General features: G+C 67.0%; 18 protein-coding genes. 10 read left to right on the top strand and 8 right to left on the bottom strand.

Going from position 1 to position 16463, the window contains the following annotated elements; translation table 11 throughout:
• Nucleotides 1–98 precede the first annotated feature (98 nt).
• A complete protein-coding gene (locus RKE25_RS15660) occupies nucleotides 99–1196 on the top strand; it encodes a 3-deoxy-7-phosphoheptulonate synthase (protein ID WP_311839023.1) in 1098 nt (365 codons plus the stop codon).
• Nucleotides 1197–1255: 59 nt separating this feature from the next.
• Here RKE25_RS15660 and RKE25_RS15655 read toward each other — a convergent pair whose 3' ends face one another.
• On the bottom strand, nucleotides 1256–1687 hold the full coding sequence (locus RKE25_RS15655; protein ID WP_311842409.1) for an OsmC family protein: 432 nt from the start codon (nucleotides 1685–1687) through the stop codon (nucleotides 1256–1258).
• A 129-nt stretch (nucleotides 1688–1816) separates the two neighbouring features.
• Here RKE25_RS15655 and RKE25_RS15650 point away from each other — a divergent pair, with 129 nt between their 5' ends.
• Together RKE25_RS15650 and RKE25_RS15645 are read left to right on the top strand one after the other, a co-directional pair.
• The gene (locus RKE25_RS15650) at nucleotides 1817–2095 is read left to right on the top strand and encodes a GNAT family N-acetyltransferase (RefSeq protein WP_311839022.1); all 279 of its coding nucleotides are present in this window, start codon (nucleotides 1817–1819) and stop codon (nucleotides 2093–2095) included.
• Nucleotides 2096–2143: 48 nt separating this feature from the next.
• Entirely contained in the window at nucleotides 2144–2812 is a 669-nt protein-coding gene (locus RKE25_RS15645; protein ID WP_311839021.1) for a DUF1345 domain-containing protein, read from the top strand.
• A gap of 577 nt (nucleotides 2813–3389) precedes the next feature.
• Here RKE25_RS15645 and RKE25_RS15640 read toward each other — a convergent pair.
• Nucleotides 3390–3872: a YajQ family cyclic di-GMP-binding protein gene (locus tag RKE25_RS15640; RefSeq protein ID WP_311839020.1), complete on the bottom strand. Its 483-nt coding sequence runs from the start codon at nucleotides 3870–3872 to the stop codon at nucleotides 3390–3392.
• 87 nt (nucleotides 3873–3959) lie between these two features.
• On the opposite strand from RKE25_RS15640, the gene RKE25_RS15635 reads away from it, so the two are divergent.
• On the top strand, nucleotides 3960–5138 hold the full coding sequence (locus RKE25_RS15635) for an NAD(P)/FAD-dependent oxidoreductase (RefSeq protein WP_311839019.1): 1179 nt from the start codon (nucleotides 3960–3962) through the stop codon (nucleotides 5136–5138).
• 125 nt (nucleotides 5139–5263) lie between these two features.
• Entirely contained in the window at nucleotides 5264–6148 is an 885-nt protein-coding gene (locus tag RKE25_RS15630) for an NAD(P)-dependent oxidoreductase (RefSeq protein WP_311839018.1), read from the top strand.
• 1 nt (nucleotide 6149) lies between these two features.
• Here RKE25_RS15630 and RKE25_RS15625 read toward each other — a convergent pair whose 3' ends face one another.
• Both RKE25_RS15625 and RKE25_RS15620 read right to left on the bottom strand, forming a co-directional pair.
• Complete coding sequence (locus RKE25_RS15625) at nucleotides 6150–6644, bottom strand: YaiI/YqxD family protein (RefSeq protein ID WP_311839017.1); 495 nt, start codon at nucleotides 6642–6644, stop codon at nucleotides 6150–6152.
• Entirely contained in the window at nucleotides 6641–7525 is an 885-nt protein-coding gene (locus tag RKE25_RS15620; RefSeq protein WP_311839016.1) for a PhzF family phenazine biosynthesis protein, read from the bottom strand. Before RKE25_RS15620 ends, RKE25_RS15625 begins: the two co-directional genes overlap by 4 nt.
• 135 nt (nucleotides 7526–7660) lie before the next feature.
• On the opposite strand from RKE25_RS15620, the gene RKE25_RS15615 reads away from it, so the two are divergent.
• The 4 genes from RKE25_RS15615 to RKE25_RS15600 all read left to right on the top strand — a co-directional run bounded on the left by RKE25_RS15615 (nucleotide 7661) and on the right by RKE25_RS15600 (nucleotide 11259).
• Nucleotides 7661–8266, top strand: coding sequence for a rhomboid family intramembrane serine protease (locus RKE25_RS15615; protein ID WP_311839015.1), 606 nt, complete (start codon nucleotides 7661–7663; stop codon nucleotides 8264–8266).
• Between the two features lie 101 nt (nucleotides 8267–8367).
• A complete protein-coding gene (locus RKE25_RS15610; RefSeq protein ID WP_311839014.1) occupies nucleotides 8368–8733 on the top strand; it encodes a hypothetical protein in 366 nt (121 codons plus the stop codon).
• 117 nt (nucleotides 8734–8850) lie between these two features.
• The gene (locus RKE25_RS15605; RefSeq protein WP_311842408.1) at nucleotides 8851–9888 is read left to right on the top strand and encodes an aminopeptidase; all 1038 of its coding nucleotides are present in this window, start codon (nucleotides 8851–8853) and stop codon (nucleotides 9886–9888) included.
• A gap of 96 nt (nucleotides 9889–9984) precedes the next feature.
• Entirely contained in the window at nucleotides 9985–11259 is a 1275-nt protein-coding gene (locus RKE25_RS15600) for a dicarboxylate/amino acid:cation symporter (RefSeq protein ID WP_311839013.1), read from the top strand.
• Nucleotides 11260–11269: 10 nt separating this feature from the next.
• Here the strand turns inward: RKE25_RS15600 and RKE25_RS15595 are convergent, their stop codons facing one another.
• Nucleotides 11270–12082, bottom strand: a complete 813-nt coding sequence (locus RKE25_RS15595; RefSeq protein WP_311839012.1) for a cytochrome c — start codon at nucleotides 12080–12082, stop codon at nucleotides 11270–11272.
• 470 nt (nucleotides 12083–12552) lie between these two features.
• On the opposite strand from RKE25_RS15595, the gene pncB reads away from it, so the two are divergent.
• Entirely contained in the window at nucleotides 12553–13749 is a 1197-nt protein-coding gene (gene pncB / locus RKE25_RS15590) for a nicotinate phosphoribosyltransferase (protein ID WP_311839011.1), read from the top strand.
• A 59-nt stretch (nucleotides 13750–13808) separates the two neighbouring features.
• Here pncB and RKE25_RS15585 read toward each other — a convergent pair whose 3' ends face one another.
• The 3 genes from RKE25_RS15585 to RKE25_RS15575 form a co-directional block, all read right to left on the bottom strand.
• A complete protein-coding gene (locus tag RKE25_RS15585; protein ID WP_311839010.1) occupies nucleotides 13809–14609 on the bottom strand; it encodes a MetQ/NlpA family ABC transporter substrate-binding protein in 801 nt (266 codons plus the stop codon).
• Nucleotides 14610–14739: 130 nt separating this feature from the next.
• Nucleotides 14740–15423, bottom strand: coding sequence for a methionine ABC transporter permease (locus RKE25_RS15580; RefSeq protein WP_311839009.1), 684 nt, complete (start codon nucleotides 15421–15423; stop codon nucleotides 14740–14742).
• Nucleotides 15420–16430 carry a methionine ABC transporter ATP-binding protein gene (locus tag RKE25_RS15575; RefSeq protein WP_311839008.1) on the bottom strand — a complete coding sequence of 337 codons (1011 nt, stop codon included), beginning with the start codon at nucleotides 16428–16430 and terminating at the stop codon, nucleotides 15420–15422. The genes RKE25_RS15580 and RKE25_RS15575 overlap by 4 nt, the downstream gene beginning before the upstream one ends.
• Between the last annotated feature and the right edge of the window lie 33 nt (nucleotides 16431–16463).

Below are 16463 nucleotides of genomic sequence, written 5' to 3'. Positions count from 1 at the left end.
TAAGCAGCAACATCGATCACCATCCCGAAAAGCCGCCAGCCTTCCACTGGCGGCTTTTTTCATGGCCGCCGCTGGATCCCCACCAGGAACCCCGAGCCATGACAGTGCCCCACACCGACGACCTGCGCATCCGCGCCATCACACCGCTGAGCACGCCCGCGGAGGTCATGCACGACTGCGCCGCGGGCGAGCGTGCTCTCGACACCGTGGCGCATGCCCGCACGGCCGTGCACGACATCCTCGCCGGACAGGACGACCGCCTGGTGGTGGTGATCGGACCTTGTTCGATCCATGACACCACCGCGGCGTTGGAATACGCGCGCCGGCTGGTGGCACAGCGGCGCCGTTTCGCGGACACGCTGGAGATCGTCATGCGGGTATATTTCGAGAAGCCGCGCACCACGGTGGGCTGGAAGGGGCTGATCAATGATCCCGACCTGGACGGCAGCTTCCGGATCGACAAGGGCCTGCGCCTTGCGCGCACCCTGCTGCGCGACATCAACGAGCTGGGCGTGCCGGCCGGTTGCGAATTCCTGGACATGATCACGCCGCAATACATCGCCGACCTAGTGGCGTGGGGCGCGATCGGCGCGCGCACCACGGAGAGCCAGGTGCATCGCGAGCTCGCCTCGGGGCTGTCCTGCCCGGTGGGGTTCAAGAACGGCACGGACGGCAATGTGAAGATCGCCGTGGACGCGGTGCAGGCGGCATCGCAGCCGCATCATTTCATGGCCGTGACCAAGGACGGCCGCACGGCGATCGCCAGCACCCTGGGCAACGAAGACTGCCACGTGATCCTGCGCGGCGGCCGCCAGCCGAACTACGACGCGCGCAGCGTCGACGCGGCCTGCGAGGCGATCGCGAAGCCCGGCGTCGCGCCGCGGCTGATGGTGGACGCCAGTCACGCCAACAGCGCCAAGCAGCCGGAGAACCAGCCGCGCGTGATCGACGATATCGCGGGCCAGATCGAGGACGGCGAACGCCGCATCATCGGCGTCATGGTGGAAAGCCACCTGGTGGGTGGGCGCCAGGATCTGGTCCCCGGCCAGCCCTTGCGCTACGGCCAGAGCATCACCGACGGCTGCATCGACTGGGACGCCTCGGTGAGTGTCCTGGAGCGGCTGGACGAAGCCGTACGCCGGCGCCGCGCGGGCTCCGGCGCGGCGGCGCGGCGGCGCCAGGCGGTGGGTTGCTGAGCGATGCGCTCTGGAGCGGGAACGCTTCGTTCCTTCCATCGAAGGACAACTTGCCGGCGTCAGCCTTCCAGCGCGGCGTCCAGGCTGATGTCCGCCCGGAGCACCTTCGACACGGGACAGTTGCGCTTGGTGTCCTGCGCGATGCCGTCGAAGGCGGCGGTATCGATGACCGGCACCTTGGCCCGGCAGGTGAGGGTGACTGCGGTAATCGCAAAGCCTTCGCCGTCCTTGTCGAGGGTGACGACGGCGTTCGTCTCGATCCGTTCGGCGGTAAACCCGGCCTGGCCCAGCGCTGCCGCCAGGGCCATTGTGTAGCAGCCCGCATGCGCGGCGGCGATCAGCTCCTCCGGGTTGGTGCCCGGGCCGTCCTCGAAGCGCGAGCGGAATCCATAGGGCGCATCGCGCAGCACGCCGGTTTCGGTGGAAATCTGGCCCTTGCCGTCCTTGAGGTTGCCACTCCAGTGGGCGGATGCGCGGCGTTTCATGGCGATGCTCCCGTGGTGGTGGAACGCACAGCGTGCGCCTCCCGGCATGCAGGGAACGCGAACGTGCCGTTCACGGCGCGGGGCACGCGCGCTGCCCTATGCTGGCGTCTCTTCGCCACCCGCCGGTAACCGCCGATGAGCTACGACATCAAGCACCAGCCGAACGAACAGCGTTTCTCCACCGCGGTGGAGCTGGAACTGTGCCTGCTCGACTACACCCTGTCGGGCAACGTCATGACCATCACGCACACCGAGGTGCCGCCGCCGGTGGAAGGGCGGGGCATCGCCTCCGCCCTGGTCAAGGCCGCGCTGGACTACGCCCGCGAACAGGGCTGGAAGGTGCGGCCCGCGTGTTCTTACGCCGACGCCTGGATGCGCCGCCATCACGATTACGAGAATCTGCGCGCGAGCTGAGCGCATCGCTATGATGCCTGTGGTCGCCATCGACCCAGGAGGATCGCGATGAACAGCACTGCCGGAACGCGACGGCCGAAGACGCACCGTCGCTTCCATTACCTGCGCGCGCGGCCGCGCCTGATGGGATCGATGGCCATCTTTCTGGTGACGCTCATCGCGTTGTATGGCTCCGGCGTGGGCACCTCGATGGGCTTGCTGCTGGCGTTCGACTTCGCCGCCCTGGTCTACCTGAGCCTGCTGGCCGTGCTGTTCAGCCGAGCGACCCCGGAACTAATGCGATGCCAGGCGCGCGCGCAGGACACGGGCCGCTGGGGGTTCCTGTGGAGCGCGATCGTGCTGACGGGCGTGGTGATGGTGGCGCTGGGTGCGGAGCTGCACGGCAAGGGCGGCACCGGCGCCATCGTGCTGGCGGCGGGCAGCATCGTGTTGTCGTGGCTGTTCATGAACACGATGTTCGCGATGCATTACGCGCACGGTTATTACGGGGATTTCGGCAAGAAGCACGAGGGTTTGCAGTTTCCGGAGACGCCGGAGCCGGATTACTGGGATTTCGCGTATTTCTCGATCGTGATCGGGATGACGTTTCAGGTGTCGGATGTGCAGATTACGAGTCGCTATTTGCGGCGGGTGGCGTTGTTGCACAGTGTGATTGCGTTTTTTTTCAATGTTTTCATTATTGCGTTGAGTGTGAATGTGGTGGCGGGGAAGGCTTGAACGGGCGGGCGTAGCGAGTCGTCCCGCGGCGGCACGGCTCGGTTGTCGCGGCGTGGTCGCTGGCCTTGTCTCGCCCGGAGGGCGAGGGTTTCGCTCTCCTGCCGGAGAGCGAGTTACTTCTTCTTGCTTGCCCAAGAAGAAGTAACCAAGAAGAAGGGCCCCCTGCGCGGCGCCCTCCGCAGCCTTCGCTGCTCCGGGTGCGTTGAGGGCTGGCCGGGCTTTTCGACAGGGCATCCATGCCCTGATCGAAAAGGCGGGGACATTCATGTCCCCGCCCGCCTGCGGCGGCCTGATCGTCCAGCCCTCACCGCCGCGAAGGGAACCCGGGAGATCAAGAGCATCACGGAGCGTCGCTTCGCTCGCTCTTGTTTTTGTTCTTGCTTGCCTCGGTACGCACTTCTCCTTCTCCCCTCCGGGCGACCCGAAGGTAGTCCCCGTGGGAGAGAAGGCGGGATGAGGGGCGGGTGCTCGCGATACCGCTGCTAGAGCCAAAACAACCTGCCTTACGCTTCGCAAAAGAACCACTGATGTTGAGCTGGCCAGCACGCGCGAACGAAAGGGCTGGCGGACGCTCTCATCAATCCCTCAAATTATCGAATTGCAATGGCAATTCCACTTCCGCTTTGCGCAACACCTGCATCGCCATTTGCAGATCGTCGCGCTTCTTGCCGGTGACGCGCAGCTTGTCGCCGTTGATCTGGGCTTCGACCTTGATCTTCGCTTCTTTCAGCGTGGCGACGAGTTTCTTAGCGATGGCCTGTTCGATGCCCTGTTTCACGGTGATCTTCTGACGGGAGCCGCCGAGGTTGGTTTCGGGCTCGGCGACGTCGAGGGCGCGGACGTCGATCTTCCGGGAGACGAGGCGGCCGCGGAGGATGTCCAGCATCTGCTGCAGCTGGAATTCGCTGGGGGCGCTCTGGGTGATGACGAACTTGTCCAGCTCGAACTTCGCCTCGGTGCCTTTGAAGTCGAACCGGTTGGCCAACTCGCGGTTGGCCTGGTCGACGGCGTTGGTGAGTTCGTGCTTGTCGACTTCGGAAACTACGTCGAAGGAGGGCATGGCCGTTTCTCTTGGGAAAACCAGTGGGGAAGTGTACGCGGGTAGGGGATAATCCGTCCCCTTGGGCAGGCGGCAGCGGGTGATGGCGTGAAGGTGGATGTGCTGGTGATCGGCGCGGGTGCGGCGGGACTGATGTGCGCGATCGTCGCGGGACAGCGCGGGCGCCGCGTGCTGGTGGTCGACCACGCCAACAAGCCGGGGAAGAAGATCCTGATGTCCGGCGGCGGCCGCTGCAATTTCACCAACCTCGGCGTGACGCCGGCGCAATACCTGTCCGCCAATCCGCACTTCGCCAAGTCGGCGCTGGCGCGCTACACGCCGGCGGATTTTATCGCGCTGGTGGAGAAGCACCGCATCGCCTATCACGAAAAAGAGCTGGGGCAGCTGTTCTGCGACGAGTCTTCCAAGCTCATCGTGCGCATGCTGCTGGACGAGTGCGCCGCCGTCGGCGCGCGCGTGGAAACCAGTTGCGCGGTGGAGCGCGTGCGCCGGACGGACGAGGGTTTTTCCTTACAGACCGCGCGGGGCGAGGTGCATGCCAACGCGCTGGTCGTCGCCACGGGCGGCTTGTCGATCCCGAGCATGGGCGCGACCGGCTTCGGCTATGAGCTGGCGCGGCAGTTCGGCCACGACGTGCTGCCGACCCGGGCGGGGCTGGTGCCGCTGACGTTGAGCGGCAAGCACCAGGAGCGCTACCAGGATCTGGCCGGCGTGGCCCTGCCGCTGGTGGAAACGCGGATCGGCAAGCGCCGTTTCCGTGCGGGCATGCTGTTCACGCATCGCGGCATCAGCGGTCCGTCGGTGTTGCAGATTTCCTCTTACTGGCAACCGGGCGACGACCTGCGGATCGACCTGCTGCCCGGCCAGGATGTGGCCGGCTGGCTGCAGGCGCAGCGCAATGCGCGCCCGGCCATGGAGCTGAAGAACGTGCTGGCCGACGTGCTGCCGCGTCGGCTGGCGCAGCGCCTGTGCGAGGTCTGGTTCGAGAGCCGGCCGATGAAGCAGTACCGCCCGGCGGAGCTGGATGCCATCGGCGCGCAGCTGCGCGACTGGCCCATCGTCGCCAGCGGCACCGAGGGCTACCGGACTGCCGAAGTGACGCTGGGTGGCGTCGATACCGACGGACTGTCGTCGGCCACGATGCAATCGAAACATGTGCCGGGCCTGTACTTCATCGGCGAGGTGGTGGATGTCACTGGCTGGCTGGGCGGCTACAACTTCCAGTGGGCCTGGGCTTCTGGGCATGCCGCCGGGCTGGTGGCCTGAAGTGCACGCGATGTCCACTGGCGCCGGCGCATGGTGAATGCACGCGAAAACCAGGCATCTCTTCGGCCACCCCGATAGAGATTCCCGATGCCTTTCCATTTCCCATTCGTTCGCGGAGAGCATGCATGAAAGTCGGATTCATCGGCCTGGGCGCGATGGGCAGCGCGATGGCCAGCAATCTCATCAAGGCCGGCCATGCGGTAACGGTCTGGAACCGTTCGCCCGAAGCCACCGAACCGCTCGCATCGCTGGGCGCCAAAGTGGCGAGCACGCCGGAACGCGCCGCGCAGGGCGAGGTGCTGTTCAGCATGTTGTCCAACGACAAGGCCGTGCGCGAGGTGGTGCTGGACAGCGGCCTGCTCGACGAGATGGACAAGGGTACGGCCCACGTCAACCACGCCACCGTGTCGGTGGCCCTGGCGCGCGAGCTGGCGGCAGCGCATGAGGAGCGCGGGCTGGACTATCTGGCGGCGCCGGTGTTCGGACGTCCGGACGTCGCCGCGGCCGGACGGCTCAATATCGTTGTCGCCGGCAAGCCGGCGGTCGTCGAGCGGATGCGGCCGCTGCTGGAGGCCATGGGCAGCGCGATCTGGCCGATGGGCGAGGAGGCGGAACGCGCCAACGTGGTGAAGATCGCGGGCAACTTCATGCTGGGCGCGGCGATCGAAAGCATGGCCGAAGCTTCGGCGCTGGCGCGCGCCCATGGCGTGAGCGCGGGCGATTTCCTGGAACTGATGACCAGCACGCTGTTCGCCTCGCCGCCCTACCAGGGCTACGCGAAGCTGATCGCGGAACAGCGCTTCAAGCCGGCCGGCTTCGCGCTGCCGCTGGGCTACAAGGACATCAACCTGGCCTTGTCCGCCGCCGACGCGGCACGCGTGCCGCTGCCGTTCGCCAGCGTGCTGCGCGACAGCCTGCTGGAAACGCTGGCGCTGGGCGACGAGGACGTGGACTGGTCGGCGCTGGCGATGGTCGCTGCGCGGCGCGCGGGACTGGATCGCGCAGGCTGAATCAGCCGCGCGTCTGGCGCGCCTGCCGGCGGCGGGCGAGCCAGGCGTCGAGCTGGTTGGCGAATGCCTGCTTGTCGCGCGGGTGGAAGGCGGCGGGGCCGCCGGTATCGATGCCGGCGCCGCGCAGTTCTTCCATGAAGTTCCGCATGCCCAGGCGCTGGGCGATGGTATCGGTGGTGAACAGTTCGCCGCGCGGATGCACGGCCAGCGCCCCCTTGGCGATCACCTGAGCGGCGAGTGGGATGTCCTGGGTCACTACCAGGTCGCCGGGCGCGACGCGCTGGGCGATTTCCGCGTCGGCGACGTCGAAGCCGCCGGCCACCTGGATGGCGCGCACGAAGCGCGACGGGGGCGTGCGCAGGAACTGGTTGGCGACCAGCGTGACCGGCACCTGTTCGCGTTCGGCGGCGCGGAACAGGATTTCCTTGATGGCGACGGGGCAGGCGTCCGCGTCCACCCAGATGCTGGCATCCGCATAGGCAGGCGGGAGCTTCAAGCGGTGCCGTCCCAGCGCAGCGTGCCGTCGACCACAGTGTTGGTGCGGCCGCCGATCCACACCGCGCCGTCGATGATGCGCACGCGCAGGCTGGCGTCATGGCCGATCTCGCGGCCCTGGCTGACGGTGTAGCCGGACGCCAGCGGACCTTGCGGTTCGGCGTGGGCGATATAGGCGGCGATCAGGCCGTTCGCCGCGCCGGAGGCGGGGTCTTCGACGATGCCCACACCCGCCGGAAAGGCACGGACCACCAGCTGGTAGTCCGGGTGCGCGCTGCGCGCGAAGGCACACAGGCCGAGGCTGTCGGTGGCGCGTGCCAGGGCGCCGATCGCGGCATGGTCCGGCTGCCAGGCGCGCAGACTCGCCTCGTCGGCGCATTCGGCCAGCCACCAGTGGCGGCCGCCGGCGACGTAGGCAGGCGGCAAGGTGCCGAGCCCGATGCCGGCCAGAGCCGCGGCGAGCAGCGGATGGGCGTCGGTGCCGGTCTTCTCCACCACCGCGTCGGGCGAATGCAATAGCAACTGGCGCGCGGCAGCTTCGCCCTCGACACGGATCGGCAGCACGCCGGCGCCGCATTCCTGCCACAACAGACCGTCATGCGGCGAGGCGAGCCCGCATTCGAGCACGGCATGCGCGCTGCCGATGCTGGGGTGGCCGGCGAACGGGATTTCTTTGTGCGGGGTGAAAATCCGCACGCGGTAGCTGGCTTTCGGGTCGCTGGGCGGCAGCAGGAAAGTGGTCTCGACCAGGTTGGTCCAGCGAGCGAAACGCTGCATCTGGTCATCGCTCCAGCCGGTGGCGTCGGTGACCACGCCCAGGTGGTTGCCGCCGCCATGAGAAGCGGCAAAGACGTCCAGATGCAGATAACGAATGGGTGACATGAGGGGAGGTATCGCGGGGGAGGAGGCGCGCAAGCCGCGCATCATACGTCGCCGCCGCACCGCGGGCGAGGTCGACAAGCGGGCGCCGGGCCGCCAAGATGCGCGCTTTGCCGTATCCGCCCCGGAACCCTCCGCATGCTGATCACCCTGCTCATCATCGCCGTCACCTGCATCGTGTCGTTCATGGCGCTCAACAACGGGCGCCTGATGGAAGACCTGATCCTGTGGCCGCCGGCGATCGAGAAGAAGAAGGAATACCACCGCCTGGTGACCTACGGGCTGATCCACGCGGACTTCGGGCACCTGCTGTTCAACATGATCACGCTGTTCTTCTTCGGGCGCGTGATGGAAGGCTTTTACGCCGACCGGCTCGGCAAGACCGGGTTCCTGCTGTTCTACATCGGCGCGCTGGTGGTCTCGATCCTGCCGACCTTCCTGAAGAACCGGCACAACGCCAGCTATCGCAGCCTGGGCGCCTCCGGCGCGGTATCGGCGGTGCTGTTCGCGTTCATCCTGCTGGCGCCGTGGGCACGCATCGTGGTGTTCGTGCTGCCGATGCCGGCGATCATCTACGCCGTGCTGTACGTGGCGTATTCGATCTGGATGGACCGGCACGGCCGGGACAACGTCAACCACAGCGCGCATCTGTGGGGCGCGGCGTATGGCATCGCGTTCACCGTTCTGATCCGGCCGGAAGTGATCTCGCATTTCCTGAGCCAGCTCGCCCAGCCGCGATTCTGACGCCCGCCACCGGCTAAACGCCCGCCATGCGGCGGGTTTTCGCTCAGTGCGCATTCAACGCGGCGGGCCTAGCGTGGCGCCATCGACTTCCGAGGTGCGCCATGAAACGCCTGCTTGCCGGCCTTTCGCTCGTCGCCGCGACCGCGGCCCTGTCGGGTTGCTATTACGACCCGGGTTATAGCTACGTCCGCAGCTCCACCTACGTCGGCGACGCCTACTACGGCCGCGGTTCGACGGTGGTCTACGACGACGGGTATTACGCGCCGGCTTATCCGGCCTACTACGGCGGCTATGGTTGCTGCTACGCGCCGCCGGTAAGCGTGAGCATTGGCGGGGTGTGGTACGGCGGCGGCTCCCGCTGGCACGACCACGGCCGCTATTGGGATCGCGGTGGCGGCTGGCGGGGCGGCGGACACCGGGGCGGCTGGGGCGGCGGCCGGGGGCATTGGAACGGCCACGGGCGCTGAGCGTCTCTCCGTTCCTGCCGGGTGACGGCCGATACCGGCGCCCGGCACAATCGATCCATGGAATGGCCGGGAACGCGTCGACCGCAACGACTGAACAGGCTCATCGCCCTCGTGGCGGTGGGCCTTTCGTTATCCGCCTGCGGCGGACTGCGCTATTACGCGCACGTGGCCCATGGCCAGAGCGAGCTTCTGTTCAACCAGCGCGCGGTGGCGCGGGTCATCGCCGATCCGGACACCGACCCCAAACTGGCGCGCCGCCTGGAGCTGGCGCAGCAGGCGCGCCGGTTCGCCACGGAGCGGCTGGGCCTGCCCGACAACCGCAGCTATACCCGCTACGTCGACCTGGGCCGCCCCTACGTGGTGTGGAACGTGTTCGCCACGCCGCGTTATTCGGTGGATGCCGTGCGGCATTGCTTTCCCATCGCCGGCTGCGTGGCCTACCGCGGTTATTTCGACGAAGCCAGGGCCAAGGGTGAGGCGGCAAGGCTGAAGGGTCTGGGCGACGACGTCTACGTAGGGGGCGTGGCCGCCTATTCGACACTGGGCTGGTTCGCCGACCCGATCCTCAGCAGCATGCTGCGCTGGGACGACGACGAACTGGCCGGCACCATCTTCCACGAGCTGGCGCACCAGCTGATCTACGTGCAGGACGACAGCGCTTTCAATGAGTCCTTCGCCAGCTTCGTCCAGGAGCAGGGCCTGGCCGCCTGGCGCGCGTCGCGCGGCCTTCCGCCGCCATCGGGCCGGTTGCAGGCCGAAGAAGACGGATTCACCCGCCTGGTGCTGGGTCTGCGCGACCGGTTGCGCGAGGCCTACGCCAGGGGTGGCGACGCCGCCGCCCTGGAGCAGGCCAAGCAGGCGGAGATCGCCGCCTTCCGCGAGCGCTACCGCGAGTGGCGCGACGCCAACTGGCCGGACGATCACCGTTACGACGCCTGGGTGGCGGCCCCCATCAATAACGCGCGGCTGCTGCCCTTCGGCCTCTACGACCAGTGGAAGCCCGCCTTCGCGGCGATCTTCCGGCAGGCGGAAGGGCAGTGGCAGCTGTTTTATGCGGATGTGCGGCGGCTCGCCCGCCAGCCCAAGGACGAGCGCGACCGCACTCTGCGTCGTCTCGTCGCCGGTTCGGCGGAAGGCAGCATCGGGGCGCCCTGAGATCGTTCTCGTGAGGAAACGCTGTGTTGCCGTCTGGACGTCCAGACGGCCGTTCCGGGTGTAAGGTCGGGCCTTTGGTTCGGCAGGAGTGCGCCCTTGAAGCTGGTTTCCTGGTGGCTCGGCATCCGTTTCTGGAAGCGTGTGCTCGCGGGCTTCGTGCTCGGCGCGCTGGCCGGCTGGGCATGCGGGCCGGCCTCCGTGGCGTGGTTCCAGCCTATGGGGGAAGTCTACGTCGCGCTGATCAAGATGATCGCCGTGCCGCTGGTGTTCTTCGCCGTGGTGAACAGCGTCGCGAGTCTGCATGGCGTGCAGCGCATGGCCGCGCTCGGCGGACGCACCTTCCTCTGGTTCGCGGTGACCGCGGCGCTGGCGGTGGGCGTGGGTCTGCTGGTGGGGGAGCTCACCGACCCGGGGCTGGGCGTGGGGCAGTTGGCAAAGGCGGCGGACTACAAGGTGCGCGAGGTGCCTTCGGCCGTGAAGGTGCTGCTCGACGTGGTGCCGACCAATCCGTTCCGCGCGCTGTCGGAGGGCAAGATCCTGCAGGTGATCTTCTTCGCCGCACTGTTAGGGCTGGCGCTGGTGAAGATCGGCGAGAAGTCCGCGCGGCTGCGCGAGCTGTTCGGCGAAGCCAACGACGCGATGATCCAGGTCACGCGCTTCGTGCTGGAGATGACGCCCATCGGCACCTTCGGCCTGATCGCCGCCCTCGTCGCCGGCTACGGTTTCGAGAAACTGCTGCCGCTGGGCAAATTCGTGCTGGCGCTCTACCTGGCCTGCGCGGTGCAGATCGTGGTGGTCTACGGCGGTTTGTTGATGGCGCATGGCCTCAGCCCGCGGCGGTTCTTCCGCGGGGTGTTTCCCGCCATGCAGGTGGCTTTCACCTCGTCTTCCAGCTTCGCCTCGATGCCGGTGGCGTTGCGCAGCGTGACGCAGAACCTGGGTGTGTCGCCGGCCTATGCGTCCTTCGCGGTGCCGCTGGGCGCCAGTATCAAGATGGACGGCTGCGGAGCCATCTATCCTGCGATCAGCTCGATCTTCGTCGCGCAGTACTTCGGTCTGCATCTGGAGCCCACGCAGTACTTCGTGATCCTGCTGGCGTCCGTGCTGGGCTCGTTCGGCACGGCCGGCGTGCCGGGCACGGCGACGGTGATGGTCACGCTGGTGCTCAGTTCCGCCGGCTTGCCGGTGGAGGGCATCGGCTATCTGGTCGCCATCGACCGCGTGCTCGACATGATGCGCACCATGACCAACGTGACCGGCCAGATGCTGGTGCCGGTGCTGGTGGCGCGCGAACAGGGCCTGCTGGACATGGACGTCTATCAGCCGGACACCGCGCCCGATGGCGTGCGCGCGGAGGAACCCGCGCGCTGAGCCGCGCGCCTTACTGGCCGCTCTTGCGGCCGGCCATGTGGCGCAGGTAGGCCAGCAGTGCGTCGAGGTCCGTGTCGCTCAGCACCTTGGCGTCGAAGCCGGGCATCTTGGCCTGCGGCCAGCGGCGCAGTGACTGCGGATCGCGCACGTAGGCGCGCAGCAGGTCGGCGCGCAGATATTCGGTGGGGCTGTACGGGATATTGAGATCCGGCCCCAGCCTGGCGTCGCCCTGGCCGTTGAGCGTATGGCAGGCCAGGCAGATGCGCTGGAATACCTCGAAACCGCGGCGCTCCGGACTCCCCGCGGGCAACGACGCGTCCGGCGCCATGGCGGGGAAGCGCGCAGCGACCTCGTCCAGCCGGCGGATCGCGGCCAGCTGGTACGGCCACTGTTCGGGATTCACTCCACCTGCCTCCGGGCGCGTCCACACGACGTAGAACGGGCCCGCGCCCTGGCTCTTGCCCGGAAGCGCCGGCCAGGGGCTGGCCGGGTCCTCCACGGCCAGCCAGGCTTCCGCGCCATGGCCGTCCAGGATGAGCGAAGCTGGGATCTCGGCCGCGAAGCCGTCGCTGGCGACGAACTGCAGGTGATCGGCGGACGTCGCGCCGGCCAGCAGGGCCTTCAGCGGCACCGCGAGGTAGCGCATGGGGCGGTGGTAGGCCACGTCCTGGGGGATGTCGATCTGCCGGGCGTCCTTGCGCGCTGCCAGCCGGGCGCTTTCCAGCGTCTGTGCCCCATGGCCCAGGTCGATCTTCAGCTCGGCGGCCCCGGCGGGAAGGGCGACCAGCAGCGCGAGCAGGCAGAGGCGGCGAAGCAGGGGCATGGCGGCTCCTTCCTTGGGTGGAAAGCGGGCGATTGTGGCATGGGAGACGGGCGGCGGCGCCCGTCTTGCCACGGTCCTTTCGCGAAGCTGGCGGAAACCTGAACCGATCCAAATTCGCCCTTGAACTAAGCCGGGCCCGGCCACACTAAGCCACCATATCGCCGTGAGGCGACATGAGACGGTGCAGTGGATCGCGTCGTCGGGGGCCGCCTCTTTTTCTCCCCCTCTTTGTAGAGGACGGCCTGACAAGACCCCGGTAGCTACTCCCCTGGCTACCGGGGTTTTCATTTTTCCGGGTTCCCCATTTTTTTCATCGACAGGTGCGCTTTCGACAGGTGCGCTGTTCGGCTACCTGCTTTTCGAACGCGGACTTTCGACAGACCGAGGTCCGCCGGACTCGCGCCAGGCCGTGGCGCGCGAGGATAATCGGCCCCGGCGCGCGCGCCGCTTCTCCTCCCCATGGACGCCCGATGATCATCAGCTCGCTGCTCGACACCGACCTGTACAAGTTCTCGATGATGCAGGTGGTACTGCACCAATACCCCGCGGCCCAGGTGGAGTACCGCTTCAAGTGCCGCAATCCGGGCATCGACCTGGTGCCCTACATCGACGAGATCCGCGCCGAACTGGATGCGCTGTGCAGTCTGCGCTTCACCGAGGAGGAGCTGGCTTATCTGCGCAGCTGGCGTTTCATCAAGAGCGACTTCATCGATTTCCTGGGGCTATTCCAGCTCAACTCGAAATACGTCCGGATCGAGCCGGCCGAGAGCGGCAACGGCGAGATCGAGATCCACATCGTCGGCCCCTGGCTGCACACCATCCTGTTCGAAGTGCCGCTGCTGGCGATCATCAATGAAGTGTATTTCCGCAACACGCACGGCGGCCTGGACCTGGCCGAGGGACGCCGCCGGTTGCGCGAGAAGATCGCGCTGCTGCGCGATACGACCCATTACGACGGCTGCAAGATCGCCGACTACGGCACGCGCCGGCGCTTCTCGCGCGAATGGCATGCGGAAGTAGTGAAGTCGCTGCGCGATGGCCTGGGCCCGCAACTGGCGGGCACGAGCAACGTCTGGCTGGCCTGGAAGCTCGGGCTCACGCCGCTGGGTACGTTGGCGCACGAATACCTGCAGGCTCACCAGGCCCTGGGGCCGCGCCTGCGCGATTCGCAGGTGGCGGCGCTGGAAGCCTGGGCGAAGGAATACCGCGGGGACCTCGGCATCGCCTTGTCGGACGTCTATGGCCTGAACGCCTTCCTGCGCGACTTCGACATGTACTTCTGCAAGCTGTTCGATGGCACGCGGCACGATTCCGGCGACCCGTTCGCCTGGGGCGAACGCGTGCTCGCGCACTACCGCGCCAACCGCGTCGATCCGCGCAACAAGGTACTGGTGTTCAGCGACAGCCTGGATATCCCGAAGGTGATGAGCCTCTACGAGCATTTCCGTGGCCGCTGCCTGCTGGCGTTCGGCGTGGGCACCAACCTCACCAACGACGTCGGCCCGACGCCGCTGAACATCGTGATCAAGATGGTCCGCTGCAATGGGCAGCCAGTGGCCAAGCTCAGCGATTCGCCCGGCAAGAACATGTGCGAGGACAAGGCGTACGTGGCTTATCTGCGGCAGGTCTTCGAGATCCCCGCGCCGGTCGACGAAGTAGCGGCCTGATCGAACGAAAAACGCCGGGCGGTGCCCGGCGTTTTCTTGTCGGCAGCGGAACCGGTCGTTCAGAACGCCGGCAGCACCGCGCCCTGGTACTTCTGCTCGATGAAGGCTTTCACCTCCGGACTGGTCAGCGCCTTGGCCAGCTTCTGCACGCGCGGGTCGTCCTTGTTGTCAGGGCGGCCGACCAGGTAGTTCACATACGGCGAGTCCTTGCCTTCGATCAGCAGCGCGTCCCTGGTCGGGTTCAGGCCGGCGGCGAGCGCGTAGTTGGTGTTGATCAGCGCCAGGTCCACTTCGTCCAGCGTACGCGGCAGCATCGCCGCTTCCAGCTCGCGGAACTGCAGGTGCTTGGGATTGGCCGTGATGTCCTTCTGCGTGGCCAGCTCATCGTTCGGGTCCTTCATCGTGATGATGCCGTTGCGGGCGAGCAGGAGCAGGGCGCGGCTGTTGTTGCTCGGGTCGTTCGGCAAGGTCACGGTGGCGCCGTCCGGCAGCTCGGCGATGTTCTTGAGCTTGCGCGAGTACGCACCGAACGGCTCGATGTGCACGCCGGTGACGATGGTCAGCTGGCTGCCGCGCTTCTTGTTGAACTCGTCCAGGTAGGGCTTGGTCTGGAAATAGTTCAGGTCCACGGCCTTCTCGATGACCTGGACGTTCGGTTGCACGTAGTCGGAGAACACTTTGATCTCCAGGTCCACGCCTTCCTTGGCCAGCAGCGGCTTGACCTGCTTGAGGATCTCCGCATGCGGCACGGCGGTGGCCGCTACGACGAGCTTCTGGCCGCCGGCGCCATCGCCGGAGCCGGAGGATGAGCAGCCGGCCAGCGCGAGCAGGGCGGAAAGGGCGACGAGCAGCTTCTTCATGGGTTCGAGCTCACAGGGACACGCCCTTGATGCGGCGCACCAGAGTAGCCGTCCATACGGCTGGATGCAAAGGCAGCCCCTGGCCGGGAATCGGGGGACGGCTGGCGCCGGCCATGCGGCCGGCTTCCGCCTACTGCCGCGTGAAGTGCGCCACCACGCGATCGCCGATCACCTGCAGCAGCTGCACCAGCACGATGAGCAGGACTACCGTCACGACGGTGTAATCCTGCTTGTAGCCGAGGTAGCCGTAGCGATAGGCCAGGTCGCCCAGTCCGCCGGCGCCGACGGCGCCACCCATGGCGGTATAGCCGACCAGGGCGATGGCGGTGACGGTGACGCCGGCGATCAGGCCGCCCCGGGCTTCCGGCAGCAGCACGTGGCGCACGATCTGCCAGGTGCTGGCACCCATCGCCTGGCTGGCCTCGATGACGCCGCGCTGCACTTCGCGCAGCGCCGTCTCGACCAGGCGCGCAAAGAACGGCGCCGCGCCGATCACCAGCGGCGGGATCGCGCCGCGGATGCCCAGCTTGGTGCCGACCAGCACATAGGTCAGCGGCATCAGCACGATCATCAGGATGATGAAGGGAATGGAGCGCAGGATGTTCACCACCAGAGACAGTACGGCGTAGAGCTTGGGCATCTCGCGCAGCTGGCCCTTGCCGGTGAGGTACAGCAGCACGCCGAGCGGCAGGCCGATCACCACGGTCAGCGCCAGCGAGCCCCCGAGCATCAGCAAGGTGTCGATGCAGGCGCCGCCGATTTCGGCCCAGTCGTCGATGTTGGGGAAGAGGCTTTGCAGGAAGGGGGCGCTCATCGGCTCAGCTCCTCGATCTCGATGCCGGCGGCACGCAGTGCGGCGAGCGCGTCGTCCACGCCGGCGCCCTGCATGGCCAGCGTCAGCTGGCCGTATGGCAGGTCCTTGATGCGGTCGATGCGGCCAGCAAGGATGTTGAAGTCGACGCCCGTCTCGCGTGCCACGCGGCCCAGCGCGGGCGTCCAGGTGGTGTCCCCGCGGAAGGACAGGCGCAGGATGCGGCCGGGGACATGGGCATAGGGTGCCAGTTCGCTCGCCGCTTCCTCGGGCAGCGCCTCGTTGACGAAGCGCCTGGTGGTGGAGTGCCGCGGATGCAGGAACACGTCGGCCACGGTGCCTTGTTCCACGATGCGCCCGGCGTCGAGCACCGCCACGCGGTCGCACACGCGGCGCACCACGTCCATCTCGTGGGTGATCAGCACGATGGTGAGCTTCAGTTCGCGGTTGATCTCGGCCAGCAGGTCCAGCACGGAGGCCGTGGTCTGCGGATCCAGCGCGCTGGTCGCTTCGTCGCACAGCAGTATGGACGGCCGATTGGCGAGCGCGCGCGCGATGCCGACGCGTTGCTTCTGGCCGCCCGACAGCTGCGAAGGATATTTGGCCGCATGGGCTTCCAGGCCGACCCGGCGCAGCAGCTCATCCACGCGTGCCCGGATGGTCTGTTCGTCGCGTTCGCCCGCCAGGCGCAGCGGAAAGGCGATGTTGTCCGCCACGGTCTGCGAGCTGAGCAGGTTGAAGTGCTGGAAGATCATGCCGATGCGGCGCCGCTGCATGCGCAGCTCATGGTCGCCCAGCGTGGTCATGTCGGTGCCGTCGATCAGGATGCCGCCGCCGCTCGGACGCTCCAGCAGGTTGATCAGCCGGATCAGCGTGGATTTGCCGGCGCCCGAATGGCCGATGATGCCGAACACCTCGCCGTCTGCGACGTCCAGGCTGAAGGGCTGCAGGGCGGGGATGTCCTTGCCGTCGACGCGGTAGGACTTGTGGACATCGACGAAGCGGATCACAACGGGCCTTGGACAGTGACCGGAGGCGGCATT

It is taken from the genome of Dyella sp. BiH032, from assembly GCF_031954525.1.
In the GTDB taxonomy this organism is placed as follows: domain Bacteria; phylum Pseudomonadota; class Gammaproteobacteria; order Xanthomonadales; family Rhodanobacteraceae; genus Dyella_D.
The sequence above is the reverse complement of the archived record's forward strand: the minus strand, read 5'-3'. Positions and strand labels throughout refer to the sequence as shown.

What these genes read in the sequence shown, in the direction of transcription:
- RKE25_RS15640 (WP_311839020.1), bottom strand. Translation starts at nt 3,872, where the DNA reads ATGCCCTCCTTCGACGTAGTTTCCGAAGTCGACAAGCACGAACTCACC.
- RKE25_RS15580 (WP_311839009.1), bottom strand. Translation starts at nt 15,423, where the DNA reads ATGAGCGCCCCCTTCCTGCAAAGCCTCTTCCCCAACATCGACGACTGG.
- RKE25_RS15595 (WP_311839012.1), bottom strand. Translation starts at nt 12,082, where the DNA reads ATGCCCCTGCTTCGCCGCCTCTGCCTGCTCGCGCTGCTGGTCGCCCTT.
- RKE25_RS15660 (WP_311839023.1), top strand. Translation starts at nt 99, where the DNA reads ATGACAGTGCCCCACACCGACGACCTGCGCATCCGCGCCATCACACCG.
- pncB (WP_311839011.1), top strand. Translation starts at nt 12,553, where the DNA reads ATGATCATCAGCTCGCTGCTCGACACCGACCTGTACAAGTTCTCGATG.
- RKE25_RS15630 (WP_311839018.1), top strand. Translation starts at nt 5,264, where the DNA reads ATGAAAGTCGGATTCATCGGCCTGGGCGCGATGGGCAGCGCGATGGCC.
- RKE25_RS15650 (WP_311839022.1), top strand. Translation starts at nt 1,817, where the DNA reads ATGAGCTACGACATCAAGCACCAGCCGAACGAACAGCGTTTCTCCACC.
- RKE25_RS15645 (WP_311839021.1), top strand. Translation starts at nt 2,144, where the DNA reads ATGAACAGCACTGCCGGAACGCGACGGCCGAAGACGCACCGTCGCTTC.
- RKE25_RS15610 (WP_311839014.1), top strand. Translation starts at nt 8,368, where the DNA reads ATGAAACGCCTGCTTGCCGGCCTTTCGCTCGTCGCCGCGACCGCGGCC.
- RKE25_RS15585 (WP_311839010.1), bottom strand. Translation starts at nt 14,609, where the DNA reads ATGAAGAAGCTGCTCGTCGCCCTTTCCGCCCTGCTCGCGCTGGCCGGC.
- RKE25_RS15615 (WP_311839015.1), top strand. Translation starts at nt 7,661, where the DNA reads ATGCTGATCACCCTGCTCATCATCGCCGTCACCTGCATCGTGTCGTTC.
- RKE25_RS15620 (WP_311839016.1), bottom strand. Translation starts at nt 7,525, where the DNA reads ATGTCACCCATTCGTTATCTGCATCTGGACGTCTTTGCCGCTTCTCAT.